Here is a 10796-nt window from a genome sequence, read left to right as displayed (position 1 = left end):
GTGCAAAAGTTAATTCTTTTTGAATATGATTAGTAATAGAAGTTTTGCGATTAGAACATACTCGTCTAATGGCGTGAATTGTAGTTTGTGCTGATAACTGAAACTTTTCTCTAACTGTACCGTACATCAAGGCTTGCATTGCCACATGATTTGTCAGTTTTTTGTCACTATTTTTGTGTACATACTGACAAGCATTAGCAAACATTTCCATAGTGGCTTCTATTTCTTTTACCACTTCTGGGCTAACCTTCAATTTACAGGATATAGTTGTTATTTGCTTCATTATTATATGATATTTCAAATGGTGAAAAATATCAATCAACAATGAAGCTTCATTTTATTTGAAATTAAAAATTACTCCCGGCGCTGAATCATAGATTACAACGCGGGACTCCTTTTTTAAATTTAGTTGACTAGGCTTTTCAAAGGTGCTGCAAATTTATCTAAATTATCTAACCGCCATCTAGCATCTAGTCGGCGGTTTGTTTGTATTTCTAAAACTCTTATTCCACTACTAGGTAGAGTATTTAAAAGTTGTTGTAATTGCTGCCAAGAAGATATATTCTGATGTTCTACATTATAAGTATTACAGAGAGCAGCAAAATTAATATCTTGGGGAGTAGCAAAAAATTCTGTAAAAGGTGGTTCAAATTTAGCTATTGGTAACATTTCAAAAATTCCACCTCCCTGATTATTAATCAAAATAATAGTTAAATGACCGACTAATTTATTTCTCAGTAAAAAACCATTAGTATCATGTAAAAGTGCTAAATCTCCTGTTAACAAAACACTGCTTTGTTGACGATGAGCAATACCTAAAGCAGTTGATAAAGTACCGTCTATTCCATTTGCGCCTCGATTGAAAAATGGCTTGATTTGGGAATTATTAGGAACCCAGAAAAATTCTACATCTCTGACTGGCATACTATTAGCAATAAATATTGGTGTATCTTGGGGTAATATTTGAGAAATTAACCAAGGTATTTTAGGTTCAAATATTTGATTGATTGCTTCCATTTTTTTGTCGATCGCTTCTCTAACTTTTACCTCAGCATTGCACCACAAATTTAAGTAATTGCCATCGGAATTACTATGGATAAATTTAGGAGTAAAAATTTGAGCTAGTTGTTCTACTGAAAGTCGTAAATGATTTGTCTTCCCATGGAGCGGGTCAAAATTATCCTCGCTTTGATCCATGATTAATCTGTGAGGGTTAGTTCTTTCTAGCCAATTTCTTAATTGTTTACTTGTTGGTAATTCGCCGATTTGTAAAACTATTTTAGGAATAAGTTTTTCTCCTATTTCCTGATTTCTTAAAATTAAATCATAAGTACTAATCAAATAGGGATTTAACCGAGAATAGTTTCTTAGAGGAGATAAACCTTCAGCTAAAACTGGGAACTTGAGAATTTGAGAAATTTGAGCGATCGCTTGACAATATTTTTGAGGATTTTTGGGTTGTGCTAAACCTGCAATAATTATGCCTTTGCCAGATTGAAGTTGATTTTTTAAATCTAATGTTAAGTCAAAATTGGGCAAAAATTCTGTTGTAAAAATTGGTTGTACTGTAGCAAAAAAGTTTTGGGGGAATTGTGCTTCTAAGGAAATAACTTCTGGTTGGGGTATAGGAGGTAAAGGGTCTCGAAAAGGAATATTAAAATGTACAGGTCCAGGTGTCGGTAAAATTGTTTTTCTCCAACCATGAATAATTGTTTGTCTTAAATATTCAAGTATTTTTAGTTCTATAGAAGGCAAACTTAGTTCAACTTGCCAGTTAGGATAACTGCCATACAATTTAACTTGATCTATTGTTTGACCTGCATGACAATTTCGTAATTCTGGAGGTCTATCTGCCGTTAAAACTAATAGTGGGATACGACTTTCTTTTGCCTCTATTATGGCAGGATAAAAATTGGCAGCAGCAGTACCAGATGTACAGACTATTACCACAGGTCGATAATTTTTCCTTGCTATTCCTAAAGCAAAAAATGATGCAGAACGTTCATCAAGAATAGGAATAGTTTCGATTTTTGGGTGAGTAGCAAAGGCAAACGTTAGAGGTGTAGAACGGGAACCAGGGCTAATAATTGCTGTAGTTAATCCTAGATATTGTAATGTTTCTACTAAAATTGATGCCCAGACTGTATTTATATTTCTAAAATCAATTGCCATTTTTGAGTTTTGAACTACTGAAACATATAGAATATCAATTAACTAAACCTTTCCTTCCCTCTATCAGTGTTATTTAAAGAGGACTCCCATTATAATCTTTGATTTAACGGTGAGATGAATTTAAACCAGCAATTAATTGAGCGGTAGCGAATCCTTTAATTGAGCTTGAGGTCGTTTTGGCAAGCTTTTGCAATAATCTTGAATTATTTCAGACATTGATACTTGCATAATTTCTGCATAATACTCTAGTCTTTCTTTTTCATCATCAGTTAATCTTACTACAAAATTTTTTTTCCTAACCATTGACTGTATATACAATTTGCGTTACAATATTAGTATATCTAGAAATATAAAATATTGTCAAGTGATAGCTTTAACTTATCAGTACAAACTTAGACCAAATCAACAACAAGAAGCAGAAATTAATCAGATTCTTGATGTATGTAAAAGTGTGTATAATTATGCTTTAAGAGAGCGTAAAGACTGGTTAAGTTCAAGAAAATCGCCAATCAAGAGTTGTTCAATTATTTCTGAATATATTATACCTGCTGACACTCCTTATCCTAGTTATAATAATCAAGCAAAAACTCTAACTATAGCTAAGAAAACTAATCCTAAATTAAAGTCAGTTAATGCTCAAGTATTACAACAAACTTTAAAGACTTTGGATAGAGCATTTTCTGAGATGAAAAGTTTGGGTAAAGGCTTTCCTAGATTTAAGAAAAAGTTAAAAAGCTTTGTTTTTCCTGCAATGCTTAAAAATTGTTTAGGTTGTACTAAAGTTAAACTACCTCAACTTGGTTGGATTAAAATTAGACAAAGTAGACCTTATCCCGAAGGTATGACAGCTAAACAAGCTAGGATAGTTAAAAAAGCTAGTGGCTATTATTTGATGATTACTTTTACTTCCTCAGAATCAGTGCCAGATAATCCAGTAGGTAAAGTCTCATTAGGTGTAGATGCAGGTATAGAAAATTTTGTAGCTACTTCAACTGGAAAATTAATCAAATCTCCTAAGTTTTTATTGAGTCAACTACGCGAGCTTAAATTGCTGCAAAGAAGACTTAAGAAAAAAAACAAGGGGTCAAATAATTGGTTAAAACTTCAGAATAAAATAGCTAGACTACATGAAAAAATAGCTAATACTAGATATGATTGGCATTTCAAACTAGCTCATCAACTTTGCAATTTAGCTGATAATATTTTTGTAGAAGATATTAACTTTAAATCTTGGTCTAGAGGTATTGTCAGAAAACAATCTAATGACAGTGGTATCGGTCAATTTATTAATGAAATACTTCCTTATATCTGCTGGAGCCGAGGCAAGTATTATGCCAAAGTTGATAAGAATTATACCTCTCAAGAATGTCCTAAATGTGGGCATAGAAACAAGAAAAAACTCTCACAGAGAAATCACAATTGCAGCAACTGCGGATATCAAATAAATCGTGATATAGCTGCTGCAAAAGTAATCAGAAATAGAGGTTTAATAGCCGTGGGGCACGCGGTTAAAGAAAAGCGCACCGCCTGCGCTGAGGTTCCCGAGCGCGTAAAGACGGAGCAAGAAAGCTTGTGGAGATGGTCTGACAGGGGTACAACTCAGTTTATTTGATTTGTTGCCTAGTTAAGAATCTGTGTTAGCGCAGCTTTGCGTCAGCAAAACAAGAATCTCCCGTTATAGTCGCCAGATTTAACGGTGAGAGTGTCAAGTCTAAGTAATTATTTCCTTTAGTTCTTTAATTTCCGACTTTTTCTTTTTGGCTTTAGAGTTTTTTGGAGTCTCTTCTGGAGGCGGACCATAATCTCCATCTGGAAAATATTTTCGCTCAACTATATATTGTGGTTCTACTTCAATCCACAGACGGGCACCCCCAGCTTGACTTTTATTAGGTTCATGAGGTTGATAAACAATTTGGCAAGGTCCGTTAATTTTCAGGGCGTGGCAATACTTTTTTTTATCTCCCACTTTCACAGCAATTGCTGGATGAGAAGTTCCATGATCTCTGTTGTAGTCAATATTCTTGCGTATTACATGAACAATAGTTTTGGCTTTGCGTTGAAGTTTGTTCCAAGTGGGTTGTGGACCACGGCTACCTGGCTTAATCTCTGGCATTCCCCGATGGTTAAGGGGAATCATCCAAAGTCTTTTGAGTTTATAAGCACCTTGGACTCGGCCTTGATTCAGTAGAGTCCGCAATCTACCTGTTGAGATATTTAGCAGAAAAGCTGCTTGTGTTGTGGTTGTTGTTGAGATATTCATAACTATAACGTCTTAGTTTTAAAATTTTGTCGTATGTTTTTTGATTTAATAAATTAATTTTAAATTTTGAAAGACAATTTCATAGGTAACGAAGTTGTAGATTTTTCAAATAATTGATAGTTCGTTCATTTCAACTTCTGGTCGGATTTCGTCAACCCTGTGACCCTTCAGGAAATTGAAAAGAACCAGACAATTTTTCGGCAAACCTACTAAGTTGTCTGACTCTGGTTGATTTTCGGAAGCTCAATTAACTTCGCCGGAATTGACTGGACTCTTCCACGCTCTTGATAAATTCCCATTTACCAATTCTAGTAATGAAGAGTGCTAGGAACGAAAGGCAGAAACCACCGGAGAAGACGAGACGATCCGAAAACCCCTATTGTTGTTGAGGTTGTCGGCATTGTTATAGTTGCGCCTGGCACTCCGGCAATTCCTAGAATTGTTGTTCCAGCTACCACCACGGAGCTTTGGTTTGTCAGTCCCATACTTATTTTCCCATATTGAGAGTGAGAGAAGTTAATATTTTCTGTTTCAAATGCCAGGTATTGCCATGGTTTAAATGAGCAAACCAACTTTGTAGGGATTTTTGAATTTGGCTAGATTCTATTTTTCCCAGTTGGCAATCTGTCTGTAATTTTCTTAATCTTTTTCTGGCAGTTCTTAAATTTTCGGAGCGTATTCTGATGCGGTCTGGCAATACTCGGAAACCGACAAAGTTGGCTCCTTTTTTTGTTTGAAATAATTGGCTTTTAATTGGATGAATTTTGAGGCGGAGGTTGGCTAGGTATGTTTCGATTTTTTGTCTGGCGATCGCTAAAAATTCTTTGTCGTCTGAGAATAGGGCAAAGTCATCGACGTAGCGTAGATATTTTTTGACTTTTAGTTCTTCTTTGATGAAATGGTCGAAGTTATTTAGATATAAGTTGGCAAAAAATTGGCTGGTTAAATTTCCGAGGGGTAAACCTTTTCTCCGGTTTATTGAAGTGAATAGATCGTCTCCGGGAAAGTTGGTTAATACTGGGATTTGTTGGTTACTCCCATCAATAATTTGGTCGATTAACCAGAGGGTGTCTTGACATTTGATTTTGCGGCGAATAATTTCTTTGAGAATTTGATGGTCGATGCTAGGGAAATATTTAACTATGTCGCATTGCAAAACGTAACGACTGGAACGGGAAAATTTGGTAAAGCGACGCAAGGCTTTATGAGTGCCAAAATTAATTCGATTGGCATAGGTATCGTAGATAAATGTTTTTTCAAAGATGGGGATAATAATGTTACATAGGGCGTGATGGATGATTCGGTCTCGGTAGGGAGCTGCGGAAATCATTCTAGGTTTTCTGTCGATAATTGTGAAGGTTTTATATTTTCCTGGTTGATAGGTTTTGGTTTCTAATTCTGTTTTTAGTTTTAGTAGTTCTGACTCTAGGTTGTAGTTGAATTTAAGAACGCTGTTTTTATATTTTTTGCCTTTCTGGGATTTTTTTGCTGCGAGGAGGAGGTTGTCAAAGCTGGTGATTTGGGGATATAGGTTTTTGTGTCTTTTCATGTTTAATGGTTTGAGGATTTTTAGGTTTTTTGTTGTTTAATCCAGCCTCCTAATTCTTTACCTATTTCGTCGATTAGTTGGCTGATATATTCGTAACGTTTGTTGTTGATGAGTTGGAAGTCTAAAAGAATTCTGGTTTGATAGCGAATTATGTCTAGTCTAGGATTGAGAGATTTTAGTAGGTTGAGTTTTTCTGAGGCATATTTGGCAATAATTAGGGATTCTAGAAAGTCATATAGGCTGTTAATCATTCGATCGCCGATTGTGTATTTGTGGGCTTTGGGTAATTTATTAATTATTGGTACATACCAAATTATTAAGTCGTAGGTTTTTTGGATGATTGATAGTTCGTTCATTGTTTTTGGTAGGGGTTTGGTCAGTTATCAGTACCTCGCGACTTTTTTTTTGTAGTGCTTCAGAGAATGTTTGATTTTGATGGTTGTCTGAGAGGCGATATAGCTGCCGCTAGGCTCCGCCAACGCTATACTCCTAAGTTTTAGTTATAAGTTTGTGCTTTTTAGTTTGAAAATTTTAAATTTTGTCAGGAGTTGATGACAAATTAGGGGAAATTTTTTCTGATTTGGCTAACGAGGTTTCAATATTTTCAGCTCTTTGCTTAGGTTCTGTGATAGTCTAAAAGAGAAAATAATCCGAAGGAAGGTTATTGCTTAATTAGATTTTGAGCCTCGAAATGCCTATTGCTTCGTTCTTTTTGGAGGCGATCGCCTGATTTTTTTTGAGGATGAATGACTAATTTTTCTCCCTTAGTATTTTGGCAGTTTGATAGATTGACTATTTTGTGGTTCTCGGAACTAAAAAGTTTATATCTATATATAATAGGTGGCTAATGATGGGTTTCCTACGTCAACCCAACCTACCAGGCTAGATTAATTTTTCTGGTGCTTTTTTCACCCTTTGGGAAATTGAAAAGAATCAGACAATTTTTCGGCAAACCTACTAAGCTATCTAACTCTGGTTTATTTTCGGAAGCTTGATTAACTTCGCCGGAACTGACTGGACTCTTCCGCGCGCTTGATAAATTCCCATTTACCAATTCTGGCAATGAAGAGTGCTAGGAACGAGAGACAGGCAAGACAATCCGAAAACCCCTATTGTTGTTGAAGTTGTCGGCATTGTTATTGTTACGCCTGGCGCAACGGCAATTCCTAGAATTGTTGTTCCAGCTACCGCCACGGAGCTTTGTTTGGTCAGTCCCATAGTTATTTTCCCACAGGTTTCATTGATTTGAACATTCATAAAAAATTTCTCCCCGCTAAAGCGGGACTGGAAAGAGAAAAGAGGAAAGAAGGATAAAGGGGAAAAGAGGAAAAGAAAAAAGTGGAAGATTCCTAGGAACGAGAGACAGGCAAGACAATCCGAAAACCCCTATTGTAGTAGAAGAGGTCGGCATTGTTAATGTTACGCCTGGCGCAACGGCAACTCCCAGAATCGTAGTTCCAGCAACCGCCACGGAGCAGTCGATAACTATTATTTCCCCCAATTTCCCAAGCATTTCCGTCGGTAGGCGCTCCATTATAATTATTGTGCCAAACATCTAGACACCATTCCCAGACATTGCCGTGCATATCGTATAGACCAAAGGCATTGGGTGGAAAACTTCCTACATCTGTTGTTTGTCCTATTTTCCCCTCATAGTTAACTAACTCAGACGTTATAGTTTCTCCAAAATAGAAAGGAGTAGTTGTCCCGGCACGACAGGCATATTCCCACTGACTCTCACTAGGCAGGGTGTAAATTTTCCCAGTTTTTTCAGATAGCTTTTGACAAAACTCTATGGCATTGTGCCAGCTCACATTTTCTACTGGGCGACTTCCTCCTTTAAAGTTAGAAGGATTATTTCCCATCATGGCTTCGTACTGCTTTTGAGTAATAGGATATTTGCTCATATAAAAAGGTTGGAGAGTTACTTGATATTGCGGACTTTCATCAGAATTTCTTTCCGCCTCATTTTCCGGCGAACCCATGAGAAAACTTCCCCCAGGAATATAAACCATTTCTAATTTAATCCCATTAGCCAAGTCTTCAATTTTTTGCCTGGAACTTCCCTGGGTACGATTAATAATTTTGCCAGAATTGTTGACAGTAACTACTTCAAAAGTAAAGACTTCCCCTTTCGACTCCCGCTGCCTTTTTTCCTCTGCCTCTCTTTCTTGTCTTTCCCTTTCTTCCCGCCTAATTTTTTCCTCCGCCTGACGTTTAACTTCCTCCCAAACACCCAGAACAATATCTCGACTTTTCACCGCTTCATTCAAACCCAAATTTATCGCCCGGTCATAATCATCAAGTGCCTGCTGATATTCTCCTAATTTATAATAAGCATTACCCCGATAATAATATGCCCGAGCGTGACTAGCATCTAATCCTATAACCTGAGTCAAATCTTCAACTGCCTCTCGATAATTTGTCAACTTAATATAAGTCAAACCTCGCCGATAATAACCATCAGCAAATTGAGGATTCAAATCTATAACGTAGCCAAAATCAATAATTGCCTCCTGATATTTTTCCTGATTAAATTTCTCTATTGCCCGCTGGTAACAAGAATTTATTACGCTCAATTTTTTCTGCTGTTTCAAACCAACCAAACAGCGATTAATCTTAATAACAAACTCCCGATCCAGAGGCAGTAAATTTTCAGCCACTATGTCAAATTTTTCTCTGCTATTCTCCACAGAAAGATAACGGGAATTTAGCCAAGACTCCAGGGAAAAATCTAACATTTGTTCTGCGAAAGTAGGATTAGATAAACCAGTCAAACCAAAAGCAATATCCGCAGCAAATTCTGGTACTAATTCGGAGCGGTCTTTTTCCATTGCTCTGAGACTGCCAATATAACTTTCAACTACCATTTGAAACAGGTTATCTGCCAAACGTCGATCTACGGAAAATTCTATTTCTAACTCTGGCAATAATTCTGGCAACTTCGGCGATAAGTTAGTGTGAATTAAATAATGAATGTCGGTAAATAGAGCAGCAATAATATTATGATATGCTCCTAACAAAGCTGATAATTTGCCAAAGTCTTCGCTATTAGTTTTGTAGTGACATTCAATTTCTATTCCATCTGCTGCTAATTCTTGATTTTCTCTATAAATGTTCAAGTTTAAAGAATTATCTCCACCAAATCTTTGATTTATCTCTTGTTCTGTTTTGCCTTTTGCCAAGAGTTTCTGTTTGACATTCGTTTCCCAATGTAAGGCGCGTTGAATTGCAAATTCGTAGATAATTTTCGGATAATGTAGGTGAGAAATTATAGTTTTGTAGAAGGGAGATATTTCTTGTCCGCCACTCCAATAGGCAACTTGAATATTAATTAGGTCTCCATCTACTTCTGATTCTATTAATAGTATGGGTTCAGATTTTAAGCGACTAAATATGGCTTTAACTGCACTACCTCCAGCAAAACGGTTACTATCCCAAGTGTGGTCTATTAGTTCTGTAGGTCGTTCTTGGTTTTCTAGGGGATAGTATTTTTGTAGGAAGTTTTTTAAGGATTGGGAAAGACGTTTTTCTACTTTAGGAAATGCGGAGGTGGAAATTTTATTGAGATGTTCAAAACGGTCAAAGTCTATTTCTGGAGGTGCGAGTATTATTTGTACGGGAATAGGATTTCTGCCTTGATGGTATTCAAGTATTTGCCAGGGATAATTTTTGATTGGCCAGTTGTCTAATTCTTTGATTTCTAGGGCAGCTTCTCGTTGATATACTGCGATAAAAAATTGAGTTTCTCGGTTATATTGAGCTAGTTCAATTTGTACTTGTTTTTGTTGTTGAAATAGCCAGGTTTGAAATTCTTGGTTACTTTTAGCTATTTGCATATCTACTGCTTTGATAAATTCTTGGAGTTTCCGATTTTATTGGCATTGGTATTCGACTATTTTTGCTTGAAATTCTTGACGATAAGTTTCCAGGTCAAATTGTGCAGAGATTTGTTTTTCTTGTAATTCTTTTTGATGAGCAAAGCGTTGACTTTCCAAGTCTCTTTGAAATGCTTGATTATTTTGTTGTAATTTTGCTTGAGCAGTAAGACGTTGATATTCTATTTCTGCCTGAAATTCTTGGTTATTTCGTTGTAAGTCTCGTTGAAATGCTTGATTATTTTGCTGCAACTTAATCTGAGACATAGTACGCATATATTCATTTTGAAGTTGAGCCACTTTTTGTTTTTCTTGTAATTCTTTTTGATGAGCTAGTCGTTGCCCTTCTAAATTTTTTTGCATAGTTCTACCGGAGGCGCCATTAAAGGCATTAACTATTCCATTCCATGCCATTACAGCTCCGCCAGCAACTGCGGGAAGTAAAGGTAAAACCATAATTTTTTTCTCCTGTAATTTGAAATTTTCAGTAGCTTCAAAAAGTTTGATAAATGTTGGGTTTATCCTCCGGATAAGCTCCGCTAACCTGCGTCAATCCAACCTACATTATTTCTAATTGTGAGGGGTATATTTCCGGATAATTTCTGATTATTATTGAAAGTACTCCCTAAGCAATCTTACTTTAATTAGAAATTTTCAGTAGGTTCAAAAAGTTTGATAAATGTTGGGTTTCGCGGACTTAACCCAACCTACATTATCTGTCATTGAGAGGGGAATATTTCACTATTATTTCTGATTATTATTGAAAGTACCTCCTAAGCAATCTTAGTTTCTCCTGTAATTGGAAATTTTTAGTTTAATAAATGTTGGGTTTCCTACGTCAACCCAACCTACACATTGGGAGGAGAATATTTATGGATAATTTCTGATTCTTATTGAAAGTACCCTCGAAGCTTTCTCAGTCTCTGAGAAATTACTT

Annotated in this window: 10 protein-coding genes and 1 pseudogene; 1 reads left to right on the top strand and 10 read right to left on the bottom strand. The window is 36.2% G+C overall.

Annotated elements, in window-relative coordinates:
- The 3 genes and pseudogenes from F6K23_RS09955 to F6K23_RS09945 form a co-directional block, all read right to left on the bottom strand.
- Positions 1-283: pseudogene (locus F6K23_RS09955) on the bottom strand (hypothetical protein); the annotation flags it as partial.
- Positions 284-405: 122 nt separating this feature from the next.
- A complete protein-coding gene (menD, locus tag F6K23_RS09950; RefSeq protein WP_293154103.1) occupies positions 406-2172 on the bottom strand; it encodes a 2-succinyl-5-enolpyruvyl-6-hydroxy-3-cyclohexene-1-carboxylic-acid synthase in 1767 nt (588 codons plus the stop codon).
- A 132-nt stretch (positions 2173-2304) separates the two neighbouring features.
- On the bottom strand, positions 2305-2475 hold the full coding sequence (locus tag F6K23_RS09945) for a DNA-binding protein (RefSeq protein WP_202218385.1): 171 nt from the start codon (positions 2473-2475) through the stop codon (positions 2305-2307).
- Between the two features lie 61 nt (positions 2476-2536).
- Between F6K23_RS09945 and F6K23_RS09940 the strand changes: the two genes are divergently transcribed.
- Complete coding sequence (locus F6K23_RS09940; RefSeq protein ID WP_293154099.1) at positions 2537-3784, top strand: transposase; 1248 nt, start codon at positions 2537-2539, stop codon at positions 3782-3784.
- A gap of 99 nt (positions 3785-3883) precedes the next feature.
- On the opposite strand, the gene F6K23_RS09935 is transcribed toward F6K23_RS09940, so the two are convergent.
- From F6K23_RS09935 to F6K23_RS09905, 7 genes are all read right to left on the bottom strand, one after another.
- Positions 3884-4432 (bottom strand): DNA-binding protein, encoded by a 549-nt coding sequence (locus F6K23_RS09935; RefSeq protein WP_293154097.1) that lies wholly within the window; start codon positions 4430-4432, stop codon positions 3884-3886.
- 308 nt (positions 4433-4740) lie between these two features.
- The gene (locus tag F6K23_RS09930; RefSeq protein ID WP_293154095.1) at positions 4741-4917 is read right to left on the bottom strand and encodes a hypothetical protein; all 177 of its coding nucleotides are present in this window, start codon (positions 4915-4917) and stop codon (positions 4741-4743) included.
- 2 nt (positions 4918-4919) lie between these two features.
- Positions 4920-5981, bottom strand: a complete 1062-nt coding sequence (locus F6K23_RS09925) for an RNA-directed DNA polymerase (protein ID WP_293154093.1) — start codon at positions 5979-5981, stop codon at positions 4920-4922.
- A 20-nt stretch (positions 5982-6001) separates the two neighbouring features.
- Positions 6002-6337, bottom strand: a complete 336-nt coding sequence (avd, locus tag F6K23_RS09920) for a diversity-generating retroelement protein Avd (protein ID WP_293154090.1) — start codon at positions 6335-6337, stop codon at positions 6002-6004.
- A gap of 716 nt (positions 6338-7053) precedes the next feature.
- The gene (locus F6K23_RS41680; RefSeq protein WP_367267672.1) at positions 7054-7215 is read right to left on the bottom strand and encodes an SUMF1/EgtB/PvdO family nonheme iron enzyme; all 162 of its coding nucleotides are present in this window, start codon (positions 7213-7215) and stop codon (positions 7054-7056) included.
- Positions 7216-7330: 115 nt separating this feature from the next.
- Entirely contained in the window at positions 7331-9820 is a 2490-nt protein-coding gene (locus F6K23_RS09910; RefSeq protein WP_293154085.1) for an SUMF1/EgtB/PvdO family nonheme iron enzyme, read from the bottom strand.
- Positions 9821-9856: 36 nt separating this feature from the next.
- Positions 9857-10315 (bottom strand): hypothetical protein, encoded by a 459-nt coding sequence (locus F6K23_RS09905; RefSeq protein WP_293154083.1) that lies wholly within the window; start codon positions 10313-10315, stop codon positions 9857-9859.
- Positions 10316-10796: the final 481 nt, after the last annotated feature.

The sequence above is a fragment of the Okeania sp. SIO2C9 genome (assembly GCF_010672455.1).
Lineage (GTDB): Bacteria > Cyanobacteriota > Cyanobacteriia > Cyanobacteriales > Microcoleaceae > Okeania.
This window is presented reverse-complemented; position numbering and strand designations above follow the sequence as displayed.

What these genes read in the sequence shown, in the direction of transcription:
- menD (WP_293154103.1), bottom strand. Translation starts at nt 2,172, where the DNA reads ATGGCAATTGATTTTAGAAATATAAATACAGTCTGGGCATCAATTTTA.
- F6K23_RS09945 (WP_202218385.1), bottom strand. Translation starts at nt 2,475, where the DNA reads ATGGTTAGGAAAAAAAATTTTGTAGTAAGATTAACTGATGATGAAAAA.
- F6K23_RS09935 (WP_293154097.1), bottom strand. Translation starts at nt 4,432, where the DNA reads ATGAATATCTCAACAACAACCACAACACAAGCAGCTTTTCTGCTAAAT.
- F6K23_RS09930 (WP_293154095.1), bottom strand. Translation starts at nt 4,917, where the DNA reads ATGGGACTGACAAACCAAAGCTCCGTGGTGGTAGCTGGAACAACAATT.
- F6K23_RS09925 (WP_293154093.1), bottom strand. Translation starts at nt 5,981, where the DNA reads ATGAAAAGACACAAAAACCTATATCCCCAAATCACCAGCTTTGACAAC.
- avd (WP_293154090.1), bottom strand. Translation starts at nt 6,337, where the DNA reads ATGAACGAACTATCAATCATCCAAAAAACCTACGACTTAATAATTTGG.
- F6K23_RS09910 (WP_293154085.1), bottom strand. Translation starts at nt 9,820, where the DNA reads ATGCAAATAGCTAAAAGTAACCAAGAATTTCAAACCTGGCTATTTCAA.
- F6K23_RS09905 (WP_293154083.1), bottom strand. Translation starts at nt 10,315, where the DNA reads ATGGTTTTACCTTTACTTCCCGCAGTTGCTGGCGGAGCTGTAATGGCA.